Source organism: Roseomonas marmotae, from assembly GCF_017654485.1.
Taxonomy (GTDB): domain Bacteria; phylum Pseudomonadota; class Alphaproteobacteria; order Acetobacterales; family Acetobacteraceae; genus Pseudoroseomonas; species Pseudoroseomonas marmotae.
The window spans coordinates 1,622,965-1,646,502 of sequence record NZ_CP061091.1 but is presented as its reverse complement, the minus strand read 5'-3'; the positions used below and the strand labels follow the sequence as shown (position 1 = coordinate 1,646,502).

General features: G+C 69.9%; 23 protein-coding genes and 1 tRNA gene. 16 read left to right on the top strand and 8 right to left on the bottom strand.

The genetic code is table 11. The annotated features are described in order from the left end of the window. The first annotated feature begins 27 nt into the window (after positions 1-27). From hisG to IAI58_RS07740, 10 genes are all read left to right on the top strand, one after another. Entirely contained in the window at positions 28-720 is a 693-nt protein-coding gene (hisG, locus tag IAI58_RS07785) for an ATP phosphoribosyltransferase (RefSeq protein WP_207446725.1), read from the top strand. Further along, entirely contained in the window at positions 717-2,003 is a 1,287-nt protein-coding gene (gene hisD, locus IAI58_RS07780) for a histidinol dehydrogenase (protein ID WP_207446726.1), read from the top strand. The genes hisG and hisD overlap by 4 nt, the downstream gene beginning before the upstream one ends. 144 nt (positions 2,004-2,147) lie before the next feature. Beyond that, positions 2,148-2,366: a translation initiation factor IF-1 gene (gene infA / locus IAI58_RS07775; protein ID WP_007003972.1), complete on the top strand. Its 219-nt coding sequence runs from the start codon at positions 2,148-2,150 to the stop codon at positions 2,364-2,366. Between the two features lie 31 nt (positions 2,367-2,397). Beyond that, the gene (locus IAI58_RS07770; RefSeq protein WP_207446728.1) at positions 2,398-2,988 is read left to right on the top strand and encodes a Maf family protein; all 591 of its coding nucleotides are present in this window, start codon (positions 2,398-2,400) and stop codon (positions 2,986-2,988) included. Further along, complete coding sequence (locus IAI58_RS07765; protein WP_207446730.1) at positions 2,985-4,097, top strand: ribonuclease E/G; 1,113 nt, start codon at positions 2,985-2,987, stop codon at positions 4,095-4,097. The genes IAI58_RS07770 and IAI58_RS07765 overlap by 4 nt, the downstream gene beginning before the upstream one ends. Further along, on the top strand, positions 4,087-4,266 hold the full coding sequence (gene yacG, locus IAI58_RS07760; RefSeq protein WP_207446732.1) for a DNA gyrase inhibitor YacG: 180 nt from the start codon (positions 4,087-4,089) through the stop codon (positions 4,264-4,266). Before IAI58_RS07765 ends, yacG begins: the two co-directional genes overlap by 11 nt. Before the next feature lie 109 nt (positions 4,267-4,375). Continuing rightward, a tRNA-Phe gene (locus IAI58_RS07755) sits at positions 4,376-4,451 on the top strand. Between the two features lie 266 nt (positions 4,452-4,717). Next, a complete protein-coding gene (locus IAI58_RS07750; RefSeq protein ID WP_207446734.1) occupies positions 4,718-5,389 on the top strand; it encodes an amino acid ABC transporter permease in 672 nt (223 codons plus the stop codon). A gap of 13 nt (positions 5,390-5,402) precedes the next feature. After that, on the top strand, positions 5,403-6,053 hold the full coding sequence (locus tag IAI58_RS07745) for an amino acid ABC transporter permease (RefSeq protein ID WP_207446736.1): 651 nt from the start codon (positions 5,403-5,405) through the stop codon (positions 6,051-6,053). Positions 6,054-6,100: 47 nt separating this feature from the next. Next, on the top strand, positions 6,101-6,931 hold the full coding sequence (locus IAI58_RS07740; protein WP_207446738.1) for a transporter substrate-binding domain-containing protein: 831 nt from the start codon (positions 6,101-6,103) through the stop codon (positions 6,929-6,931). A 48-nt stretch (positions 6,932-6,979) separates the two neighbouring features. Here the strand turns inward: IAI58_RS07740 and IAI58_RS07735 are convergent, their stop codons facing one another. The 4 genes from IAI58_RS07735 to IAI58_RS07720 all read right to left on the bottom strand — a co-directional run bounded on the left by IAI58_RS07735 (position 6,980) and on the right by IAI58_RS07720 (position 12,138). Continuing rightward, positions 6,980-7,195 carry a hypothetical protein gene (locus IAI58_RS07735; RefSeq protein WP_207446740.1) on the bottom strand — a complete coding sequence of 72 codons (216 nt, stop codon included), beginning with the start codon at positions 7,193-7,195 and terminating at the stop codon, positions 6,980-6,982. Between the two features lie 173 nt (positions 7,196-7,368). Further along, positions 7,369-8,088, bottom strand: a complete 720-nt coding sequence (locus tag IAI58_RS07730) for a DUF1028 domain-containing protein (protein ID WP_207446742.1) — start codon at positions 8,086-8,088, stop codon at positions 7,369-7,371. A gap of 63 nt (positions 8,089-8,151) precedes the next feature. After that, on the bottom strand, positions 8,152-11,088 hold the full coding sequence (locus IAI58_RS07725) for a response regulator (protein ID WP_207446744.1): 2,937 nt from the start codon (positions 11,086-11,088) through the stop codon (positions 8,152-8,154). Positions 11,089-11,172: 84 nt separating this feature from the next. Next, positions 11,173-12,138 (bottom strand): NAD(P)/FAD-dependent oxidoreductase, encoded by a 966-nt coding sequence (locus tag IAI58_RS07720; protein WP_207446746.1) that lies wholly within the window; start codon positions 12,136-12,138, stop codon positions 11,173-11,175. 155 nt (positions 12,139-12,293) lie between these two features. Here IAI58_RS07720 and IAI58_RS07715 point away from each other — a divergent pair, with 155 nt between their 5' ends. Further along, the gene (locus IAI58_RS07715) at positions 12,294-13,481 is read left to right on the top strand and encodes a BaiN/RdsA family NAD(P)/FAD-dependent oxidoreductase (protein WP_207446748.1); all 1,188 of its coding nucleotides are present in this window, start codon (positions 12,294-12,296) and stop codon (positions 13,479-13,481) included. A gap of 195 nt (positions 13,482-13,676) precedes the next feature. Further along, on the top strand, positions 13,677-14,912 hold the full coding sequence (locus IAI58_RS07710; protein ID WP_207446750.1) for a polyhydroxyalkanoate depolymerase: 1,236 nt from the start codon (positions 13,677-13,679) through the stop codon (positions 14,910-14,912). Between the two features lie 12 nt (positions 14,913-14,924). On the opposite strand, the gene IAI58_RS07705 is transcribed toward IAI58_RS07710, so the two are convergent. Next, positions 14,925-15,419 carry a flavin reductase gene (locus IAI58_RS07705; protein WP_237182354.1) on the bottom strand — a complete coding sequence of 165 codons (495 nt, stop codon included), beginning with the start codon at positions 15,417-15,419 and terminating at the stop codon, positions 14,925-14,927. 135 nt (positions 15,420-15,554) lie between these two features. Between IAI58_RS07705 and IAI58_RS07700 the strand changes: the two genes are divergently transcribed. After that, a complete protein-coding gene (locus IAI58_RS07700; RefSeq protein WP_207446753.1) occupies positions 15,555-16,253 on the top strand; it encodes a dienelactone hydrolase family protein in 699 nt (232 codons plus the stop codon). A gap of 24 nt (positions 16,254-16,277) precedes the next feature. On the opposite strand, the gene IAI58_RS07695 is transcribed toward IAI58_RS07700, so the two are convergent. Continuing rightward, positions 16,278-17,183: a class I SAM-dependent methyltransferase gene (locus IAI58_RS07695; RefSeq protein WP_207446758.1), complete on the bottom strand. Its 906-nt coding sequence runs from the start codon at positions 17,181-17,183 to the stop codon at positions 16,278-16,280. 174 nt (positions 17,184-17,357) lie between these two features. Beyond that, positions 17,358-17,930 (bottom strand): GNAT family N-acetyltransferase, encoded by a 573-nt coding sequence (locus IAI58_RS07690; protein ID WP_207446759.1) that lies wholly within the window; start codon positions 17,928-17,930, stop codon positions 17,358-17,360. A 120-nt stretch (positions 17,931-18,050) separates the two neighbouring features. Here IAI58_RS07690 and IAI58_RS07685 point away from each other — a divergent pair, with 120 nt between their 5' ends. After that, positions 18,051-19,307 carry a CaiB/BaiF CoA transferase family protein gene (locus IAI58_RS07685; protein ID WP_207446761.1) on the top strand — a complete coding sequence of 419 codons (1,257 nt, stop codon included), beginning with the start codon at positions 18,051-18,053 and terminating at the stop codon, positions 19,305-19,307. A gap of 57 nt (positions 19,308-19,364) precedes the next feature. On the opposite strand, the gene IAI58_RS07680 is transcribed toward IAI58_RS07685, so the two are convergent. Beyond that, positions 19,365-21,026 carry a methyl-accepting chemotaxis protein gene (locus IAI58_RS07680; RefSeq protein ID WP_207446763.1) on the bottom strand — a complete coding sequence of 554 codons (1,662 nt, stop codon included), beginning with the start codon at positions 21,024-21,026 and terminating at the stop codon, positions 19,365-19,367. A 160-nt stretch (positions 21,027-21,186) separates the two neighbouring features. Here IAI58_RS07680 and IAI58_RS07675 point away from each other — a divergent pair, with 160 nt between their 5' ends. After that, positions 21,187-22,677, top strand: a complete 1,491-nt coding sequence (locus tag IAI58_RS07675) for a cadherin repeat domain-containing protein (RefSeq protein ID WP_208776052.1) — start codon at positions 21,187-21,189, stop codon at positions 22,675-22,677. 19 nt (positions 22,678-22,696) lie between these two features. After that, positions 22,697-23,509 carry a DUF4214 domain-containing protein gene (locus IAI58_RS07670; protein WP_207449266.1) on the top strand — a complete coding sequence of 271 codons (813 nt, stop codon included), beginning with the start codon at positions 22,697-22,699 and terminating at the stop codon, positions 23,507-23,509. Positions 23,510-23,538 lie beyond the last annotated feature (29 nt).

Genomic DNA, 23,538 nt, shown 5'->3' with positions numbered 1-23,538 from the left:
GCAATCTGCCGGGTGGTAAAATTCCCCATGGACCTGCCCATCAACGAAAAAACCGGCCTCGACCAGGCCGCCCAGCCCCTCGTCCTGGCGCTGCCCAAGGGGCGGATCCTGAAGGAACTGGGGCCGGTGCTGGCCCGCAGCGGCATCGTCCCCGCCGCCGACTTCAACGACGAGGGCAGCCGACGCCTGCGTTTCGAGACCAACAACCCCGCGCTGGACGTGGTGCGGGTGCGGAGCTTCGACGTCGCCACCTTCGTGGCCTTCGGCGCGGCGCAGATCGGCATCTGCGGCGCCGATGTGCTGATGGAATTCGACTATCCCGAGATCTACGCGCCACTCGACCTCGGCATCGGCAGGTGCCGCGTCAGCGTGGCCGAGCCCGTCGGCCAGCGGGCGGCCGACCGCGCCCGCCTCTCCCGCGTCGCCGTCGCCACCAAATACCCCAATATCGCCCGCCGCCACTTCGCGGCGCGCGGCATCCAGGCGGAAGTGGTGCACTTGAACGGGGCGATGGAACTGGCGCCCGCCATGGGCCTGTCCAACCTCATCGTCGACCTCGTGCAGACCGGCTCCACCCTGAAGGCCAATGGGCTGGTGGAGACGGAGGTGATCGCCCAGGTCACCTCCCGCCTGATCGTCAACCGCACGGCGCTGAAGACCCAGCCGGAGGCCATCGGCGCCTGGCTGGCCCGCTTCCGCGCGGCGCTGGAGGCCGCATGATCCGCCTGGATACCCGCGAGGCCGGTTTCGAGGCCGGCTTTGCCGCGCTGCTGGACATGGCGCGGGACACCACCGCGCGGGTCGATGCCGCCGTCGCCGGGATCATTGCCCAGGTGCGGCGGGAGGGCGATGCCGCCCTGCTGGAGCTGACCGCGCGCTTCGACCGCTGGACCCCCGCCGGCCCCGCCGCCTTGAAGGTGACGGCGGCCGAGATCGAGGCGGCCGTGGCGGCCTGCGACCCCGCCCTGATCGCGGCGCTGGACCATGCCGCCACGCGCATCGAGGCCTTTCACCGCGCGCAGCTGCCGCGGGACCTGGAGCTGGACGATCCGGCCGGGCTCACGCTGGGCATGCGCTGGAACGCCATCGACGCCGTCGGCATCTATGTCCCCGGCGGCAAGGCGGCCTATCCCTCCTCCGTGCTCATGAACGCCATCCCGGCGCGGGTGGCAGGTGTCGCGCGGGTCGCCATGTGCGTCCCCACCCCCGACGGCGTGCTGAACCCGCTGGTGCTGGCCGCCGCCCGCCGTGCCGGCGTGACCGAGATCTGGCGCATCGGCGGCGCCCAGGCCATCGCCGCCCTGGCCTGGGGTACCGCCTCCATCGCGCCCGTGGACCGCGTGGCCGGCCCCGGCAATGCCTATGTGGCCGAGGCCAAGCGGCAGGTCTTCGGCCGCGTCGGCATCGATTCCATCGCCGGCCCCTCCGAGGTCGTCGTCATCGCCGATGCGGCGCAGGACCCGGCGCGGGTCGCCATGGACCTGCTGGCCCAGGCCGAGCATGACGAGAGCGCCCAGTCCATCCTGATCACCGACAGCCCCACCCTGGCCGATGCCGTGGCCCTGGCCGTGGAGGATGCGCTGAGAAGCCTGCCCCGCGCCGCCATCGCCGGGGAAAGCTGGGCCCGCAACGGCGCCATCATCGTCACCCGCGACCTTGAGGAGGCGGCAAGCCTCTCCGACCGCCTGGCGCCGGAGCATCTGGAACTGCTGGTGGCCGAGCCCCGCGCGCTCTTCGCCCGCATCCGCCATGCCGGCGCCGCCTTCCTGGGCGGCTTCTGCCCGGAGGCGCTGGGCGACTACATCGCCGGTCCCAACCACGTCCTGCCCACCGGCCGCACGGCGCGCTTCGCCTCCGGCCTCTCGGTCTTCGACTTCCTCAAGCGCACCACCTGGATCGAGCCGCAGGAGCGTGGATTGCGCGCCATCGGCCCCGACGCGGTGCGCCTGGCCGAGGCCGAGGGCCTGGATGCCCATGCCCGCAGCATCGCCATGCGGTTGTGAGGAAGAGCCTGTCCTTGACCGGCGCCTTTCGCGCCATCATGTTCCGGCGGTGAATCTCCGGCACCTGCCAGCGGCGGGCGCCACCGCATGCCTGAATGGCCTGCACAACTCCAATGCCCCGCTTCCGGCGATAATAGAGGTCTGATGTCGAAAGAAGATATGATCGAGTTCAGCGGCCAAGTCGTTGAACTGCTGCCCAACGCGATGTTCCGCGTCAAGCTGGACAACGAGCACATGGTCCTGGCCCATACCAGCGGGAAGATGCGGAAGAACCGCATCCGCGTGCTGGCCGGCGACCGCGTGAATGTCGAGATGACGCCATACGACCTCACCAAGGGCCGCATCACCTTCCGGTTCAAGTAATTGTCCGGACGGACTGAAGTAAGGACGTAAGGTGGCTGCTGCGACCCGCCCGCCCCTGGTGCTGGCCAGTGGTAGCCCGCGCCGTGTGGACCTGTTGGCGCGGATCGGCATCACGCCCGACCGCATCCTGGTCTCCGAGATCGACGAAACGCCGCTGAAGGACGAGCTGCCGCGTCAGTTGGCCGCCCGCCTTTCCCGTGCCAAGGCCGCGGCGGTGGCGCCGCAGGTCCCCGACTGCCTGGTGCTGGCCGCCGATACGGTGGTGGGCGTCGGGCGCCGCATCCTGCCCAAGGCGGAGACCGAGCGGGAGGCGCGTGACTGCCTCGGCCTGCTCTCCGGCCGCCGGCACCGCGTCACCACGGGGGTGGCGCTGGCGCTGCCCGATGGCCGCGTGCTGACCCGGCTGGTGGAGAGCATCGTCACCTTTCAGCGGCTGACCCAGCAGCAGGTCGATGCCTACATCGCCTCGGGCGAATGGAAGGGTAAAGCCGGCGGCTATACCATCCAGGAATCGGCCGAGATGTTCGTGCGCTTCCTCGCCGGCAGCCATTCCAACGTGATCGGCCTGCCGTTGTTCGAAACGGCGCAGCTGCTGCGGGGCATTGGCTGGCTGCGCCCATGACGGGCCCGGTGCTGATCTTCGTCAGCACCTCCCCCGGCGAGCAGCGCACGGCACTGCTGCGGAATGACCGGCTGGAGGCCGCCTTCATCGAGCGCCCGGCCCGGCCGGACGGCATCGGCGACCTGCATGTCGGGCGCCTCGCCGCCCGCGCGCCCGCCATGGCCGGGGCCTTCGTGGCCCTGGCGGGCGGCGAGACCGGCTTCCTGCCGGATTCGGAGGGCGCCAGAGGCCGCACGGAGGGCGAATGGCTGCGCGTGGCCATCACCCGCGCCGCCCAAGGCGGCAAGGGCCCGCGCCTCGCCCTGCGCCCGCCGCCGGAGCCGGTGACAGGACCGCTTCGCCTGCTCGCCCGCGGGCCGGACGCACCGCTGCGGCTGGCGGCGCAATACCCCGATGCCCCGCTGCGCGCCGACAGCGCCGCCACCGTCGCGCGGCTGCGCGCGGCGCTGGGCGCGGCGCGCGTCACCCTCTCCCCCACCCCGGCCTTCGACGATGCGCTGGAGGGCGAGTTCGAGGAACTCTCCGGCCCCGATGTGGCGCTGCCCGGCGGCGGCCGGCTGCGCATCCATCCCACCCCCGCCCTGGTCGCCATCGATGTCGATGCCGGCACCCAGGCCGGCAGCCGGGACGCGGGGGCCCATCTGGCCCTGAACCGCGCCGCCCTGGCCGAGGTGGCGCGGCAGATCCGCCTGCGCCACCTGGCCGGCGCCATCCTGGTGGATATGGCCGGGCTGCCCATGGCCCGTCGCAAGGCGCTGCTGCCGGCGATGCAGGAGGCCGCGGGTGCCGACCCGGACCTGCGCGTGGTCGGCGTCACCGGCCTCGGGCTGATCGAGCTGCAACGCCGGCGGGTGCTGCCCCCCTTGCACGAGGTCCTCGGCCATCCACCTTCTGCCCTGACACGCGGACTGGCGGCGCTGCGGCGCGGCCTGCGGCAGGCGGCGGCGCGGCCAGGGGCCAGGCTGGTGCTGACCGCACAGCCCGCCATCTGCGCCGCCCTGCGGGACTGGCCGGGCGCGTTGCAGGACTTCGCCACGCAGGCTGGCCCGCTGAGCCTGCGCCCCGACCCTCTCTGCCCCCCGGGACAGGAAGACATCCATGCCGAATAAGCCCAAACCCTCCCTGGCCCGCTGCCCCATCTGCGGCAAGCCTTCCGACCCGCAGCAGCGCCCCTTCTGCTCCGCCCGCTGCCGGCAGGTCGATCTCGGCCGCTGGCTGAACGAGGCCTATGTCATCCCCGGCCCGCCGGTGCCACAGGAAGACGAGACGCGGGATTAATTGGCGGCGCGGCCGAAATATCCGGCAGAGGTGGCTGGACAGCCCCCCGGCCATCGTCTATTTCGGGCGCACTCTACAGACGGTGACGGCAACGCCACCGCCGCTATGGGCCCAGATAGCTCAGTTGGTAGAGCATGCGACTGAAAATCGCAGTGTCGGTGGTTCGATTCCACTTCTGGGCACCATCCTCTCTCATCCCCGATACCGACAGCGCCGCCGGCATCACGCGCGGCCCATGGCCGTGGCTGCCCCGGGCAGTCCGCGCCTTACCACCGTGTCATCCCCTCCCCACTTGCATGCCCTCATGATCCACGCCAGCCTGCGGTAGCCGGACGAGCCGCCCCAGGCGGCCGCAGCCAGGTCAAAGCCAAAGCCGCAAAGGCGGGCAGGAAACGATCGAGAGGGTGAATCCCATGGCCGCGCCGCGCCTGTGGACCGGTTGCCTGCCGGCATGAACTACGCCTTCGAATTCGGCCAGGTTTTCGCCTCCTGGGATGAACTCATGGCCGGGGCCTTGCGCACCCTCTGGCTATCGGCGGCCGCCATGGCCATCGGCATGGTCGTGGCCGTGCTGGGGGCACTGGGCAAGACCGGCGGGCCGAGGCCGCTGCGCTGGATCATCGACGCCTATATCGAGCTGATCCGCAACACGCCCTTCCTGATCCAGATCTTCATCATCTTCTTCGGCCTGCCTGCGATCGGCATCCGGCTGGAGGCCGACCAGGCCTCCCTGCTGGCCCTGGTGGTCAATGTCGGCGCCTACGGCATCGAGATCATCCGGGCCGGCATTGAGAGCATCGCCAAAGGCCAGATCGAGGCCGGGCGGGCGCTGGGCCTGAAGCCGCTGCAGATCTTCCGCCTGATCGTGCTGAAGCCCGCCATCCAGGCCATCTACCCGGCGCTGACCAGCCAGTTCATCCTGCTGATGCTGAATTCCAGCGTCTGCTCCGCCATCGCGGCCAATGAGCTGACGGGCGCGGCCAATGACATCCAGGCGCGGACCTTCCGCAGTTTCGAGGTCTATTTCGTCGTCACCGGCATCTACTTCGTCCTTTCCCTGACATTCTGGGGCATTTTCGCACTGATCGAACGCGCCTTCCTGCGCCAGCCCGCCACACGCTGAGGAGGACGGCAGCATGCGTAGCCTCGGCCCCAACGAGATCCTCTTCATCCTGGCGGCGGTGCGCTGGACCATCCTGCTCTCGGTCTGCGCCTTCATTGGCGGCAGCATCGGCGGCCTGGCCATCGCGCTGATGCGCAGCGGCAAAATCCGGGTGCTGCGCTGGTTCGCCTTCGGCTACATCAAGGTCTTCCAGGGAACGCCGCTGTTGATGCAGCTGTTCCTGGCCTTCTTCGTGCCGGGCCTCTTCGGCTTCGATGTCGATCCCTGGGGCGCTGCCACGCTTGGCCTGTCGCTGCATGCCAGCGCCTTCCTGGGCGAGATCTGGCGCGGCAGCATCGAGGTCGTGCCGCGCGGCCAGTGGGAGGCATCCAGCGCGCTGGGCCTGCGCTACTGGCACCAGATGCGGCTGATCGTGCTGCCGCAGGCCGTACGCATCGCCCTCCCGCCCACGGTCGGCTTCCTCGTGCAGCTGATCAAGGCGACCTCGCTGACCTCGATGATCGGCTTCGTGGAGCTGACCCGCGCGGCGCAGGTGATCAACAACGCGGTCTTCCATCCCTTCACCATCTTCGGGCTGGTGGGACTGGTCTATTTCATCCTCTGCTGGCCGCTCTCCATCTACAGCCGGCGCATGGAGCAGAAACTGGCCCTCGCCAGCCGCTGAGGCGGCGGCGCATGGTCCGGGAAACGAACACCAGGGAGAAGACTGACATGACAGCCTATCCGATCGGACGCCGGGCCCTGGGGGCGCTGGCCATCGGCGCCTCGGCCGCCATGCTGCCGGGCCTGACGCGCCCCGCCGCGGCGGCCACGCCGGATGAGATCAAGAAGGCCGGGAAGATCTCCATCGGCATCCTGACCGACTACCCGCCCTTCGGCGGCATCGACGAGAATCAGAAGCCCGCCGGCTATGACGCGGATGTCTCGGCCCTGCTGGCCAAGGCGCTGGGCGTGCAGCTGCAGCTGGTGCCCGTCACCGGCCCCAACCGCATCCCCTTCCTGCTGACCAACAAGGTGGACATGCTGGTCGCCACCTTCGGCATCACGGAGGAGCGGTCGAAGCAGGTGCTCTTCTCCAACCCCTACAGCGCCTTCACGACCTATATCCTGGCGCCGAAGAGCACCAAAATCAGCGGGCCGGACGACCTGAAGGGCGTGCGCGTCGGCGTTGCCCGCGCCAGCACGCAGGATTCGGCGGTCATGGCCGTGGCGCCGAAGGAGATCCGCATCATGCGCTTCGACGATGATGCGACGACCACGCAGTCCATCATCTCGGGCCAGGTGCAGGCCATCGGCGCCAGCAGCACCGTGCTGGCGCAGCTGACCACCAATTATCCCAAGCTGGAGATCGAGCCGAAATTCACGCTGCGCGCGCAGGCCAATGGCATGGCCTTCCGGAAGCAGGACGCGGCACTGCGAGACTGGTGCAACAGCTTCATCGCCGAGCTTGTGCAGAACGGGGAGCTGGACCGCATCCACCAGCGCTGGTTCAAGACGCCGATGGAGCCGCTGCCGCCGATGCCGGCCTTCGCGGCCGGCTGAGGCCATCGCCTTCCGCGCGGGCTGGCCCCGCGCGGAAGGCCGGGCCGCTTAGCGCGAAACCGCGCCGATCACCGCACCGCCGGCGCCACCCACCAGCGCGCCGGTCAGCAGCGAGCCACCGGCGATGGCCGATACCGCCGTGCCGGCCGCCGCGCCGATGGCGCCGCCGGAAAGCGCGCGCTGCTGCGACCGCGACATGTTGTCGCAGCCCATCAGCGCCAGCGCCATGGTGCCGACCACCGCGATGCGGGACAGAGTCTTCATGACAGTCTCATCTCCTGTAATTGCCACAACCTCGACCTTAGTAGTTTCCCGAACGTGGCGGCGCTGTGGCAGTTCCGTGGTTGATGAAGCCGCTGACATATAATTGATCTGTCAGTAAATGGCCGGGCGGCAGGAGCCGAGACACGGCGCCGCCTGCGCCCGCCACCCAGCGCTCAGTCACCGAAGCGCAGGTCCAGGCCCTTTTCCTTCCATCCGGCCTCGACCGCGGCACGGTCGATGGTGCCGGAGGGATTGGCCTTGCGCGGCCCCGTCGCCAGCCCCGGCGCGCGCGTGACGCGCCAGAGGCCCAGCAGCCGCCGCAGCTCCACCAGCGGCTCTGCATGGTCGTCGACACGCAGGTCGAGGTCGGGGAAGTCCTCGGTCGTCACCACCTGCATGGCGGCGGACTGCCGGCCCCGGCGGTCGCCGCCCGCGGCCTCTCCGGCATCCATGGCCAGCAGCATCCGCTCCGGCAGCGGCAGGTCGGACGGCGCGCGCAGGCTGGCCAGGGTCTGCCCCACCACCTCCGGCCCGGCCAGCATGTTGCCGGCCACGCTGAGATGCGGCGCGGAGGCCGAACCCGCCCAGATCACGCAGCTGCTTCCTGTCCAGGCGGCGCTGCGGCCGTGGCGGTCCAGGGCATGGACCTGCCGATAGGCGCGGTTGGCATCTCCCGCCAGGGCAGCCTCGATGGCGTCCTGCGGCGGAAGGCCGCGCTCCATGGCATCCAGCACCGCCGGGCCCAGATAGCGGTTGGTGAAGGACTGCGTGGATACCGCGCCCACCCCGGCACGGAGAAAGGGGCAGGAGGCGCCGACGGCGAAGGCGCAGGTCGCCACCGCCACGCCGAAGGCGCCGCTCTCGGGGTCATGGGCCAGGATCGACCAGGTCATCAGAGGTTCCTCGTGCTTGCCGACCCATGCTCGCGATGAAGGGGCCGGCGCACAAGCCAACGCTCAGGCGCGCACCTTCTCCCGCAGCAGCGCGGCGGCGTGGGTGGCCAGTTCATCCGCCGGGATCGGCTTGCGGAGCAGCATGAAGGGTCCGCCCTGCTCGGCCTCCTGCAAGGCACCGCTGCTGTCCTCGTCCATATAACCGGTCACCAGCATGGCGGGCAGGCCGGGGCGGCGGCGCCGCGCCTCGGCCAGCAGGGCCAGGCCATTCATGCCGGGCATGGCGAGGTCGGTCACCAGCAGGTCCAGCGGCGCGGCGCCGATCCGCTCCAGGGCAGCCAGGGCATCCGCCGCCTCGGTGACATGCCAGCCGCGCGCGGCCAGGTCGGCGGCGATGGCGGCGCGCACCGCGGGCTCGTCATCCACCACCAGCACCGCGGGCATCCCGCCTCCCTCGCCCGGCCGGACCTGGAGCGCCTGGGAATGGGGCAGCGGACGGGAGGCACGCATCTCCTCCATCCTGCCACGCGGCAGCCAGAGCGTGACGCAGGTGCCCTCCCCCGGCCAGCTCTCGATGCCGAAGCCGCCGCCGGACTGCTCGGCGAAGCCCTTGGCCATCGCCAGCCCCAGCCCGGTGCCCTTGCCCAGCGGCTTGGTGGTGAAGAAGGGCTCGGTGGCCCGCGCCAGCACCGCCGCATCCATCCCGCCGCCGGTGTCCCGGACGGACAGCCGCAGATAGGTGCCGGGCGCCAGCTCCACCGGGCCCGGCGCATCCTCCGTCACCTCCTCGGCCGAGGCGGAAAGCTGCAGCCGCCCGCCGCCGGCCATGGCATCGCGCGCATTGGTGGCGAGGTTGACGAGCACCGCCTCCAGCTGCCCGCGGTCGACCAGCAGCGGCGGCAGCTCGGGCGAGGCCTCGATCCGCACCTCGATGCCCGGGCCGAGCGTGTGCTTGAAGACGGCGGCCAGGTCGTCCAGCAGCGCCGCCGCGTCCACCGGCTCCACCCGCAGCTCGCCGCGCCGGGCGAAGGTCAGCAGCCGCCGGGTGATGGAGGCGCCTCGCTCGGCGGCCTCGGTGGCCATGCCCGCCAGCTTGCGGACCCGGGCGGCGTCCTCGGCGCGCTGGCTGATCAGGGCCAGCCCGCTAGTGATGGCCTGCAGCACGTTGTTGAAGTCATGCGCGATGCCGCCGGCAAGCTGCCCCAGCGCCTCCATCTTCTGCGCCTGGGAGAGGCGGGACTGTGCTTCCTCGCGCGCCACAACCTCCGCCCGCAGCCGGGCATTCGCATCCTCCAGCTCCTGCGTGCGCTCGGCGACGCGGCGTTCCAGCGCCTCGGTGGCGCGGCTGGCCTCGCGGAACAGCCGGGCATTGTCGACGGCGATGGCCGCCTGCGCCGCCACGCCCGCCACCAACCGCTCCGACCGCGCGGTGAAGACGCCGGGCTCGGGATGGCCGAAGAAAAGGCCGCCGATCACCTCGCCGGAGCGGGAGACCACAGGCACCGCCAGATAGGAACGCAGCGGCGGCTGGCCTTCCGGCCCTCCATCCCCCCGGCCCCAGCGGTAGCGCGGGTGCTGCGTCAGATCGGCGATCCGCAGGATGCCATCCCCCCGGAAGGTGGGGGCGAAGAGTGCCGTGAAGCGCGACAGCGGGAAGCGGGAGAAGAGGTCCTGCTCGCTGCCGGAAAGGGCGTAGTGGGTGGAGGATCCGGCCTGCGGGTCCGGCCCGCTATAGAAGAAGGCGCCCATCCGCGCGCCGCTCAGTTCGGTGGCCGCATCGGTCACGGCCTGGATCAGGCGGTCGAGGTCCAGCTCCGCCGCCAGCAGGGAGCCGATGCGGTTCAGCGTCTCCAGCGACCGGCTCTCTTCCCGCAGCGCCTCCTCCGCCCGGTCGCGGCCCAGGGCGCGTTCCCGCAGGTCATGGGCGGCGGCGCCGATGGCCTCGCTCACCGAGTCAACTTCGCGGATGCCGCTGGCGGGGGGCGAGACTTCCCCGGCCTGGCCGATGCGGCGCGCGGCATTGGCCAGCTGGTGGATGCCCCCGGAGATGCTGCGCCCGACCCAGAAGGCCAGCAGCGCCGAAACCAGGAGTGCGCTGGCCGAGAGCAGACCCAGCGCCAGCAGGGAATTCCGCAGCGGCTCGCGCATCACCGCCACCGGGACCCCCACCGCCGCGCGCCAGCCGGAGAGCTGGGAGCGTCGATAGGCCGCCACCACCGGCTCCCCCATCGCCGTGGTGCCGGTCCAGACGCCGGATTCGCCCACGGCATTGCGGCGCAGATCCTCAGTGGCCAGACTGCCGCGGAACTGCACGCTGCGGTCGGAGCGGGCGATGATCCGCCCGTCGCCGCCGACATAGGAGGAGGTCCAACCTTCCGGCAGCGGCTCGGCCTTCAGGACCCACTGCGCCGTCTCGGCCGGCAGCACCAGGCTGAGCAGGAAGGGCGGATCGGCATCCGGCAGCCGCACGGGCATGACGATGTTAAAGGTGCTCGCCTTGCCATCCTGGCTCACGCGCAGGTCGGAGACGGCCGGCCTTCCGGCCGCCAGGGCCCGCCGGTCGGTTTCGGTCAGCTGCGCGTGGGTCGGCTGGAGGATACCCCAGGGGCGGCTGGTATCGATGACCGGATTGCCGGAGGCGTCGCGCAACAGGACGTAGAAGCCTTCTGCCCGGCCAAGCTCTGCGGCCTGTGCGTGGAAGCCACGCAGATCCCCGCTCCGCAGATAGGGCGAGAGCGAGAGCGCGCGCAGGGCGAGGAACTGCCCCTCCAGCTTGCGGTCCAGCGTCTCCGCCAGATAGGCGGCGCTCCCCCGCACCTCGTTCTCCAGGCGAAGCTGCTCGGACTCCGCGAAGCGCCAGAGCAGGATGCCGCTCAGAAGCAGGGTGGGAAGCAGGAGCGCGGCGGCAAAGATCAGTAACCGCTGGGCGAGCGACAGACCGGGCCGGCGCCGCTCGGCCGGACTACCCGACAAGGAGGCCGAGGGCGAAGAGGCATGCATGCCTCCTCTCTTCCTGCTCAGAGGCGCCGGGTCAAGAATAGTTGACTTCGCGGAACCGGCCCCGTCCGCGCCGGGGCAGCACGCTCAGGCCTTGCGAAGCCCCGGCTGACGCGGGGCACGCTGCCGCCGGGCCGTGGCCAGATCTTCCCGCAGCAATTCGTTGTTGATGGCGAATGCTGCCTGGCTGCCCTGGGCCGAGGCGATCAACACCATCTGCAGCCCCGCCCCATTGTCCCCGGCGACATAGAGGCCGGGGATGCTGGTAGCGCCATGGTGGTCGGCGCGGATGCCGCCATGGCGGGTCAGCCCACAGCCCAGTTGCTGCGCCAGATCCGAACGCTGCCGGCGCGGCATGGCCAGGAAGAGGCCATCCGTTGGCAAGAAGCCGCCATCAGCGAAGTTCAGGCCACGCATCTGCGTCCCCTCACGCGCCAGACCGCTCACCGGCTCCTCCCGCAGGCCGATATCCAGCGCGACCAGTTGCCCGCGCTCCCGCCCCGTCAGGCGTGCGCCGCCGGTGCAGACGGTCAGCTGGCGGCTCCAGCCTGTCAGCTCCTTTGCTAGCCGCACCACCTCCATGCCCGCGCCATGGACAGCCAGGGGGCGGCCGGCATTCTCGAAGCCGTCGCAATAGGGGCAGTGCCAGGCGGAATGGCCGTAGATCTCCCGAAGCCCCGGCAGGTCCGGCAGCTCGTCCTCCAGCCCGGTGGCCAGCAGCAGCTTGCGTGCCTGGAGGTCACGTGGCTGCTGCTTCCCCTCCGGCAGCAGGGAGAGGGTGAAGCCCTGCTCCGTCCGGCCCGCCTCCCGCGCCCGCCCGGCGAGGAACTGCACGGTTGGATAGGCCGACAGCTCGGCCCGGGCGATCTCACGGAATTCGGCGGGGCTGGTGCCGTCCCGCGTCGGGAAGCCATGCATGGCGGGGGATGGGGCATTGCGGTACTCGCCGGAATCGCAGACCAGCACCCGCCGCCGCGCCCGCCCCAGCAGCAGCGCGGCCGCCAGGCCGGCCGCCCCGCCGCCGACGATGATCACGTCCCAAGGCTCGGCCATGGCGCCTCCGGCGTTTCGGAAGAGGGGTCGCCGTCCGGCCTGGACGGCTCCGGCACAACGGGTGGCCCCGGCTGGAGTTCCAGGCCCCAGCGGTTGCCCCTGCCCCTTTCCCGCAGCTACACCCCCGCCTTCGACTGGGTGCGGAGCAGCACAGGATGGATGAATACGATGCCGTCGTGCTGGGGGCCGGCGCGGCGGGACTGATGGCGGCCATGGCGGCCGGCCGGGGCGGCCGCCGCGTGCTGGTGCTGGACCATGCGCCACATGCGGGCGCCAAGATCCTGATTTCCGGCGGCGGGCGCTGCAACTTCACCAATACCGGCACGGTTCCGGAACGCTTCCTCTCCGCCAATCCGCATTTCGCCCGCTCCGCTCTGGCGCGCTTCACGCCGCGCCATTTCCTCGACCTGGTCGAGAAGCACCGCATTCCCTGGCACGAGAAGACGCTTGGGCAGTTGTTCTGCGACCGCTCGGCCCGCGACATCGTCGCCATGCTGCTGGATGAATGCGCGGCGGCGGGAGTGGAGCTGCGCACGGGCACCCGCGTGATCGAGGTGACGAAGTCCGACCGCTTCCGGGTGGAGACCTCGCGCGGCACCGTCCTGGCGCGGGCGCTGGTGCTGGCCACCGGCGGGCTCTCCATCCCGAAGATGGGCGCCACCGGCTTCTCGCTGGATCTGGCGCGCCGCTTCGGGCTGCGGCTGACCGAGACGCGCCCGGGGCTGGTGCCACTGACCTTCGAGGGCGAGGCCCTGGCGCTGATGCGCCCCCTCTCCGGCGTGGCGCTGCCGGCGGTGGCGCGGACGGGAAAGGCGGCATTCCCGGAAGCCGTGCTCTTCACCCATCGCGGCCTCTCCGGCCCGGCCATCCTGCAGATCTCCTCCTACTGGCGGCCCGGCGAGGCCATCAGCCTGGACCTGCTGCCCGGCCAGGACCCCGCCGCCCTGCTGCTGGAGCGCAAGAAGGCCCGCCCCCGCGCCGAGCCGCGCACCGTGCTGGCCGAGTTCCTGCCGCAGCGCCTGGCCCAGGCCCTGGCCGAGGCCTGGCTGCCGGACGCCGAGATGGCCAACCAGACCGACAAGGCCTTGCGCGGCGTGGCGGAGCGGCTGAGAGCGCTCCCTCTCACCCCCTCCGGCACCGAGGGCTATGCCAAGGCCGAGGTGATGCTGGGGGGCGTGGATACGCGCGACCTCTCCTCCCGCAGCCTGGAGGCCAAGGCGGTGCCAGGGCTGTTCGTGGTGGGCGAGGCGGTGGACGTGACGGGCTGGCTGGGCGGCTATAACTTCCAATGGGCCTGGGCCAGCGGCTGGTGCGCGGGAGAGGCGATCGCAACGCGGGACTGAGCCGTGGCAACTCCCGCCCGGTCTCCACACTTTATTTTTCAGTGATGTTTTCGGCCGAACATTCCCTCGCTGGGGAGGCACGGGCCCGTTACCTTGACCCCGGCGGCAGGATTGTGGCCCAAAGCTTGGTAGTTTTCCCGTGCCGGGTGGCGCGGGGCAGAGGGTGGCCCAGGCCGCTCAGAAAGGCTTCGGTGGATGTACTATCAGTTTTACCAGAACCAGGCCGATCTCATGGCTCCGCTTCGCGCCGCCGCGCGCGGGATGGGAGGTGTGCTGCGTCAGTTCGACAATGGCAGGCCCGAGACCTTCGGCATCCGGCAATGGACGGCGGCGCTGGAACTGCTGGCCGGCACCAGCATCACCCATCTGCGCCCGCCTTTCGGCTTCACCACCGTCCAGGTCGGCAACCAGGAAGTGAAGGTCGAGGAGGAGGTCGTCGCCTCCACCCCCTTCGGCCAGCTGCTGCATTTCAAGAAGGATACGGCGCTACCGCAGCCCAAGGTGATGGTGGTGGCGCCCATGTCCGGCCACTTCGCCACCCTGCTGCGCGGCACGGTGCAGGTGCTGCTGCCGGAGAATGACGTCTATATCACCGACTGGGCCAATGCCCGGGACGTCCCGGTCTCCGCCGGCCGTTTCGGGATGGATGAGTTCATCGACCACGTCATCGCCTATCAGCGGCACCTGGGGCCGGGCGGGCACGTGCTGGCGGTCTGCCAGCCTGCGGTGCCGGTGTTGGCCGCCGTGGCCCTGATGGCCGAGGACAAGGACCCCGCCACCCCCGCCAGCATGACGCTGATGGCCGGGCCCATAGACACCCGCATCCGCCCGACCGAGGTCAACCGGCTGGCGATGGAACACGACATCGGCTGGTTCGAGCGGCACCTGATCGACACCGTCCCCTGGCGGTTCCAGGGCGCCGGGCGGCGGGTCTATCCCGGCATCGCCCAGCTCAGTGCCTTCGTCTCCATGAACCTGGACCGGCATGTGAAGGCGCATGTCGACTACTACCGCAACGTGATGGGCGGCGATTCCATCCGCGCCAACGCGCACCGGAAGTTCTACGACGAATACCTGGCCGTGATGGACCTGCCGGCGGAATTCTACCTGGAGACGGTCAAGGGAGTCTTCCAGGACCATGAGCTGGCGCTGGGCACCATGACCTGGCGGGGACGCCCGGTGCGGCCGGGGGCCATCACCAATACGCATCTGCTGACGGTGGAGGCCGGGCGCGATGATATCTGCTCCGTCGGGCAGACGGAGGCCGCGGCCACCCTCTGCACCGGCCTGCCGGCGGCGATGAAGCATCACCACCTGCAAGCCGATGTCGGCCATTACGGCGTCTTCAACGGCCGCCGCTGGGCCAATGAGATCTATCCGCTGGTGCGGAGCGTGATCATGGGGGAAGAGGCCACCGCGACGGCGGCCTGACCCCCGCCACCCTCAGGCCGTGGCGCCCAGCATGTGGTAGCCGCGGCCCCAGTACATCAGGGCGGAGCCGGGCTCGGCCACCCGCAGCGCGCTGATATGCGCGAAGAACACGCTGTGCGTGCCCTTCTCCAGCACCTCATCCACCACGCAGTCCAGCACGACGGCCGCGCCGACCAGGGTGGGGCAGCCGGTTTCCATCGTATCCCAGGTGCCGGTCTTGAAGCGTTCCTCCGTCGTGCAGCCGGTGGAGCCGGCGAAGACGTTGGAAACCTCCTGCTGCCCGGCCGAGAGGACGTTCACGCAGAGCACGCCATTGGCCTTGATGATGGCGTTGTTGTCGCTGTTGCGGTTGACGCAGACCAGAACGGTCGCGGGCTCATCTGTCACGCTGCAGACGGCGCTGGCGGTCATGCCCGCCAGGCCACCGGGGCCGGCGCTGGTGATGACGTTCACAGCGGCGCCGAGGCGAGCCATGGCTTCGCGGAACTGCTGGCGGGTAACAGTCATGGACATCGGCCTCCGGCGACTCTGCACCCGACATAGACCGGGATGACTTTCTTGAAAACCGGCGGAGGGAATGGGCTGGCGACGGCGCCGGGCCGGCCTATCCTGCGTCGCCCCGAGGGGAGGAGAGCCCGATCCATGCCTGAGATCACCATCCCCGCCACCGATGGCAGCGGCAGCTTCAGCGCCTATCTGGCCATGCCCCGCCAGGTGCCGGCCGGCGCCGTGGTCATGATCCAGGAGATCTTCGGCGTGAACCACGCCATGCGCGCCCTATCCGACTGGGTCGCCGACATGGGCTTCATCGCCATCTCCCCCGACCTGTTCTGGCGGCTGGAGCCTGGGGTGCAGCTGACCGACTCGAGCGAGGCTGAGTGGCAGCGCGCCTTCGACCTGATGAACCGCTTCGACCAAGCCAAGGGGGTCGAGGACCTGAAGGCCACGCTGCAGACGGCGCGCGGCCTGCCGGGCTGCAACGGCAAGGCAGGCACCATGGGCTTCTGCCTGGGCGGACGGCTGGCCTTCATGATGGCCACCCAGTCCGATGCCGATGTGAATATCTCCTATTACGGGGTCGGTATTGATGGCCTCCTGGGGGATGCAGGGAAGATCCGCGCGCCGCTGCTGCTGCATATCGCCGAGCGCGACCGCTTCGTGCCGGCCGAGGCGCGCGAGAAGATCGTCGCCGGCCTGGCCGACAAGCCGGATGTGGCGGTGCATGTCTATCCGGGCGTGGACCATGCCTTCGCGCGGATGGGCGGCCATTCCTGGGACGGCCGCGCCGCCACCATCGCCAATGGCCGCACGGCCGAGCTGCTGGCGCGCGTGCTGGGCTGAGGCCCCGGAAGACCGGCTGCGGGGCTAGTGCCTCGCAGCCGGCCTGCTGGCCACGAAGAGCGAGATGAGGATCGCCAGATCCTGCGGCTGCCGCCCCTGGAAACGGTGGTTCAGCGGCAGGTGGCACAGGTCCCGCAGGCATTGCTCATCCGGCGTGCCCTGGGCTGTATCGATGGTGAAGCCCGCCTGCTGCATCAGCGTGATATAATCCTGGTGCCGCAGCCGGTTCTGGAAACCCTGAGGATTCAGCTGGCTGATCTTCCAGAAGATCCCCTTGTCGTCGAAGCGGAGGAAATTGACGCGGCTGAGCGCCCTGTCCTTGTGCTGCCAGTGGTCGGAGTTGTCCACCAGATGGCTCATCGCCCCGCCCGGCCGCAGGATGCGGAAGAACTGACCGAAGAAGAATTCCAGCTGCTGAAGGGGAACATGCTCCAGCGTCGCCCGGGAGAAGATGAGGTCGGCGCTTCCGGCCGGGTGGGAGGCCGCGTCCCAGGGCACCAGATAGTCGAAGCGCAGTGGCTGTTCGAGCTGCGCCAGCAGCGTGCTCTCCGGCTGCAGCAGCGCCCCGGCAATGTCCTGGATACGGGTGCGGAGGATGACGCGCGCGCGCTCGATCGTCTGCTCGTCCATCAACCGGTCGATATCTGTCAGGATCAGGCGCCCAGCCCCGGCGAGCTGGAACAGCCAGGGGATCAGCGGCAGCCAGCCCGAGCCGAATTCCAGCACCGTCTTGCCGCGCACCTCGAATCCTGACTCGCGGAAGGCGACGATCTGCTCCAGCCCGTTGGTGATGCAGTAGCCGGAATTACCGGGGTCGTCCTGATAGGGACGAATCATCCGTTTGACCCGCCGTAGCGTCCTGCGGAAAGGCACCACATGGCGCCCCGCCGTCTTCAGCACATCGGTCACTTTGACGCCGCCAATCTGCATCACCTGCCTCGAACGGGACTTCCTCACATATTATTGCGCATAATTATCATTATGATATCGGAATATTTTGATCCGGGAGTTCACAGATCCGTGATCATCTCCTAAACGTGACGCATTCGCAGCCGGGCCCATCCCCGCGCGTCTTCTGGCCGGTCAGGGCCCTTGGCAGGCCCCTCAGTCCCCGCCCAGGCGCGCGTCGATCCAGTCACGCCGGCCGATGCGGTAGAGCAGCTGCCGCCGCATCGGGTGGCCTTCGGGCAGGCGCGGATGCTCGAAGCTGCCATCCCGCGTCATACCCAGCCGCTCCATCAGGCCCCAGGAGCGAGTATTGGCTGAGACAGTGAAGGCGACGATCTCCGGTAGCGCCAGCGGGCCAAAGCCATGGGCCAGGGCGATGCGCGCCGCTTCCTCGGCATAGCCCTGGCGCTGATGGGCCGTGGCAAAGCGCCAGCCGATTTCCACCGCCGGGGTGAAACGCGCCTCCCAGGGGATGCGGGACAAGCCGCAAAGGCCGATGGCCCCTGGCGTGTCATGCCGCTCCACCGCCCAGAAGCCGAATCCTTCCGCCGCCATATGGGCCGTGATGCGGTCCATGAAGGCGTCGGACCCCGCCCGGTCCAGCGGATTCGGGAAATACCGCATCACCTCGGGGTCCGCATTCATGGCGGCGAAGGCATCGCGGTCCTCCTCCCGCCAGGGGCGGAGGCGGATGCGGGGACCTTGCAGGACGGGGGGTTCAGCACTCATCCCCCCATGGATACCGATAATCGCCGCCGGTTCAATCACGCTGCGTGGGGAACGAATGGCCATCCCCCCCTCGCCTGCACGGCAGATGGCACTATGCTGGCGGCAGGAGGACCCAGACCAATGCCCGATACCCCGCTGCCATCCCACGCCGCCGAAGGAAAGGGCCTTGCCCGCTCACCTGGGGCGCTGGCGGGGCTGAAGGTTGTCGATCTGACCCGCGTTCTGGGCGGCCCCTATTGCACCATGATCCTGGCCGACCACGGCGCCGAGGTCATCAAGATCGAGCCGCCGCAGGGCGACGAGGTGCGGGAATGGGGCCCGCCCTTCCTGCCGCATGAGGGCGAGCGCGGCGACGCCAGCTACTTCATCGGCGTCAACCGCAACAAGCAGTCCATCGCCCTCGATCTCTCCCAGCCCGCAGGCCGCGAGGTGCTGCTGCGGCTGCTGGAAGATGCCGACGTGCTGGTGGAAAACTTCAAGCCCGGCGCCATGGAGAAATGGGGCCTGGGTTATGAGGAGGTTCTACGCCACCGCTTCCCGACCCTGGTGCATTGCCGCGTCTCCGGCTTCGGCGCCACCGGGCCGCGCGGCGGGTTGCCGGGCTATGACGCCATCATCCAAGCCATGGTCGGGCTGATGTCCATCAATGGCACGCCGGAAAGCGGGCCCACCCGCATGGCGACGCCGATCGTCGATCTCGCCACCGGGCTTTATTCCGTCATCGGCATCCTGATGGCCTTGCAGGAGCGCGCGCGATCCGGCCAAGGGCAGTATGTCGACATGACGCTGCATGACTGCGGCATGGCGCTGCTGCACCCGCAGGCCGCCAACTTCCTGCTGAACAACAAGCGCCCCAAGGCCACGGGCAACCCGCACCCGAATATCTCGCCCTATTCCGCCTTCCGCACCGCCACCTGCCAGATTTTTGTCGCCTGCGGCAATGACCCGGCCTTCCGCAAGTTCTGCGCCTATCTGGACCTCCCGGACCTGCCCGTTGACCCGCGCTTCCGCAGCAATGGCGACCGCGTCACCAACCGCGACGCGCTGACCGCCATCCTGGAGGAGAAGCTGGTGACGCGGGATGGGCATGCGCTCTGCGACGAGCTGCTGGCCATCGGCCTGCCTGCCGGACCGGTGCTGCATGTGGATGAGGCTCTGGCCGAGCCGCATACCGCGCACCGCGAGATGGTGACGGAACTGGGGGAGTTCCGCGCGCTCGGCACGCCGATCAAACTCTCCCGCACTCCCGGCGGCACCCGCTCGGCGCCGCCGCGCTTCAACCAGCATGGCGACGAGGTGCTGGCCCGGCACGGCTACACGCCCGAGCAGATCGAGGCGCTGAAGCATGAGGGCGTTCTGGTGGAAAAGCGGCGCTGAGGCGAAGCCTGGCCGGGTGGAACAGCCCGGCCAAGTGACGATGCCCGCCGCAATCCTCTAGGCCGCGCGTACCAAGTTCAGGAAGCGGTCCACCCGTGCGCGCAGGCCATTGGCCTGATCGTTCAACTCTCGGGATGCTTCCCGCACCTCCCGCGCGGCATCCCCGCTGGCGCCGGCGGAATCCCGCACCACCGCCGTCTCCCGCGAGACGGTGGAGGCGGCCTCCGCCGTGCCGGCGATATTGCGGGCGATTTCCTGCGTCGCGGCACCCTGCTGCTCCACTGCGGCTGCAATGGCGGCGGCGGTCTGGTCGATCTCGGCCACCACCAGCCCGATGCTGCGGATGGCCTCCACCGCCTGCCCCGTTGCGCCCTGGATGGCGCCCACCTGCTGGCCGATCTCCTCCGTCGCGCGCGCTGTCTGGCTGGCGAGAGATTTCACCTCGCTGGCGACGACGGCGAAGCCCTTGCCTGCCTCGCCCGCCCGCGCCGCCTCGATGGTGGCGTTCAGGGCCAGCAGATTGGTCTGCCCGGCGATATCGGCGATCAGCCGCACCACATCGCCGATCTTGCTGGCGGTCTCAGCCAGGTCGCGCACCGTGCGATCCGTGCGCTCGGCCTCCGCCACGGCACGGCGTGACACCTCGGCCGAGCGGCCGACCTGCCGGGTGATCTCGCCAATCGAGGATGCGAGTTCCTCCGTCGCCGCGGCGGCGGTCTGCGCATTGCCCGACGCGCCTTCGGACGCGGTGGAGAGTGCCTCGGTCAGCCGTGCGCCTTCCTCCGCCGCCTGGCCCATGCGGCTGGCGGTGCCGTTCAGCCGCTCGGCGGCCTGGCGCACGCCATCCAGCATGCCGCGCGTCTCCTCACCGAAGGCGCATACCAGCTCATCCAGCTTCTGCGCTCGCTGGGACTGGGCGACGTCCATCTCCGCCTGCTCTCGTGCCAGCCGCTCGCCATCCCGCACCCTGGCGCGGAAGACTTCCAGCGCGCGCGCCATGCTGCCGATCTCGTCGGCGCGCTCCTGATCCGTCACTACCGCTTCCAGCTCTCCACGCGTCATGCGGTCCATGACGCCGGCCAGGCGCAGCAGCGGCGAGGTCACGCTGGCGGCCAGGTTCAACGCGATGCCCAGGGAGAGCAGGGCGCCGAGCAGCACGGCACCCAGGATCAGCCAGTAAGCCGTGTCGTAGGTCCGGTGAGAATGCTGCACCACCGCCTGCATGGCCGACAGCATATGCTTGCTCAGCTGGTCCCGCGCCCGTTCAAAACGCGCGAAGGCCTCCCGTTCCTCATTGTTCAGTTGCTCCCGCGTGCTGGCCGGGCGGCCCGGCGGTTGGGCGGCGGGCATCAGGCCGATATAGGCACGCCAGGCCTGGGCAAGCTGCACGAAGCCCCGGCTCTCCATCTCATCCGCGCCAACCGGCCTGTAGCTGTCGAGGAGGCGCGTGACCTCCGCCCGCTGACTGGCGATGGTGGCCTCATCCTGCGCGCGCAAGCTGTCATCCTGCCGCATTCCTGCCAGCAGCACTGCGTTGCGATAGCGATGGGAGCCATCGGCCAGTTCCGACAGCAGGTGCATGCTGCCACTGGCATGCGCGGCGATGCCATCCGATGCCTGCCGCACCTTGCCCAGCCGATCCAGCGCGAAGCCGCCGAGGCCGAGGAAGCTGAGGAACAGAATGGCAAGGGACGCGACGATGCGGCGGCGCAGGGTCATGGTTCGGCATTCTCCGGCTAGGACCTGTTCGCGACATCCTCGCCCAGACCCGTGAAGATTCCGTTTCGCGCGCCACGGACACCGCCGTGAGGCACCGCGCGTCACCCTTTCTTCACGTCACTCCGCTGAAATGCCCAGGCGACGGCAAAAGGACGTGGCAATGGCCAATCCGGTGGCAACGGGCGTGGTGCCCGGCACTATCCTGGAGAACAACCGCCCGGGAGACTGGGTGGCCAGCCTGACGCTGACCGGCGCAGAGGGCGTGACGGCGGTTGCGCTGACAGGCGCCGGCGCGGCGCATTTCACCGCCGTGCTGGACGCGGCGCGGGGCATCGTGACCATCGTGCCCGCCACGGCCTTCGACCGGGAGGCATATCCCGCAGAGAGCGACCCGGTCTTCACCTTCGGTCTCTCTCTGCACTTCGCCAGCGGATGGCGAGATACCGGCCAATCCTGGCCGGTGGTGCTGCAGGGGGTGGACGATACGCCGCCACAGAGTCTCGGCTTCTCCTCCGGCGGCGTGGTGCTGGAGAACGATGTCGGCGCCACGATCGGCGTGTTGCAGGCCACCGATCCGGACACGCCGGCGAACGCGCTGGAATACAGCGTGGCCTGGCCGGATTCCGCCTGGTTCGAGGTGGTGGATCGCACCCTGAAGCTGCGCGACGGCGTGGACCTGCTGCGGGAAGGTGGCACCGACCGCAGCGTGATGATCGAGGTCTCGGACGGCCGGCAAAGCGCCGCCTTCGCCGTGACGGTGAAGGTGCTGAACGTGACGAGCGAGGACGATCTGCCCGCGCCACCACCGGTCTCGCCACCGCCACCGCCACCGGTCTCGCCACCGCCGCCACCACCGGTCTCGCCACCGCCGCCACCACCGGTCTCGCCGCCGCCGCCACCACCGGTCTCGCCACCGCCGCCACCACCGGTCTCGCCGCCGCCGCCACCGCCGGTCTCGCCACCGCCGGTCTCGCCACCGCCGCCACCACCGGTCTCGCCGCCGCCGCCACCGCCGGTCTCGCCGCCGCCGCCACCGCCGGTCTCGCCACCGCCGCCACCACCGGTCTCGCCGCCACCGCCGGTCTCACCACCACCACCACCGGTCTCGCCGCCGCCGCCACCACCGGTCTCGCCGCCGCCGCCACCGCCGGTCTCGCCGCCGCCGCCACCGCCGGTCTCGCCACCGCCGGTCTCGCCACCGCCGCCACCACCGGTCTCGCCGCCACCGCCGGTCTCACCACCACCCACCACCGGTCTCGCCGCCGCCGCCACCACCGGTCTCGCCGCCGCCGCCACCGCCGGTCTCGCCGCCGCCGCCACCGGCGGTCTCGCCACCGCCGGTCTCGCCACCGCCGCCACCACCGGTCTCGCCGCCACCGCCGGTCTCACCACCACCACCACCGGTCTCGCCACCGCCGCCACCGCCGGTCTCGCCGCCGCCGCCACCGCCGCCACCGCCGGTCTCGCCACCGCCGCCACCGCCGGTCTCGCCGCCGCCACCGGTCTCGCCGCCACCGCCGCCAGTCTCGCCACCGTCGCCACCACCGCTCACGCTGGGCGAAACGCACCATGGCTTCACCAAGGTCTCGCCGGATCTCGTCACCTCACTGCGCCTGGTCTGGGAGGCGGAGCGCATTGTCACGGGCCCTGACCACGTCACGCAGATCGTGTTGAACACGGGCGACATCGTCCGGATCGGACCGGTTTCCCGCATCGCCTTCGCCAATGGCGTGATCGACTTCTCCGGTGCCTCGCACGCGGCCGAGGTGGTGCGTCTCTACGCCACCATCCTGGGGCGGGAGCCGGATGAGGCCGGCATGATCAACTGGAACGACCACATGGCGCATGGCATGAGCCTGGCGCAGGTCGCGGAGGGTTTCTTCAGCAGCAACGAGTTCATCACCCGCTTCGGCGGCCTCACCAACGAGGCCCTGGTGGTGAACCTCTATTGGGAGTCACTCGGGCGGTTGCCGGACACCGCGGGGATGGCCGTGCAGCTCGGGGCCCTTGATGCCGGTCTCAGCCGTGCACAGCTGATCGCGAATTTCGTCCAGAGCCCGGAGGCCGCCAGGAAATTCGAGGCCAGCCATCCCGGCGGCCTCTGGGTGCGGGACAGCAACGCGACGGTGGTGGGCATGGCCTATGACGCCGTCTTCGACCGCACGCCGGATGCCGTCGGGCTGGCCTTCTGGACCGGCAAGCTGGCGCGCGGCGAGTTGACCGCGCGACAGTTGGTGGAAGCCATCGCCGATAGCGACGAGTTCCGCGCCCACCACGCGCACCAGGACGATGTCGCCTATGTCACCTCCATCTACCGCAGCACGCTGGAGCGGGAGCCGGACCCGGAAGGGCTGGCCCATTGGGTGGACCATCTGGCGCAGCAGCGGATGGACCGTATCGACGTGGTGCTGCTGATCGGCATGTCGGACGAGCAGCGGGAGCAGTTCATGCAGCACCCGCATGGCGACGCCTTCCTGGGCTAGGGCGGCGCGGACATGAAAAAGGGGGCCGC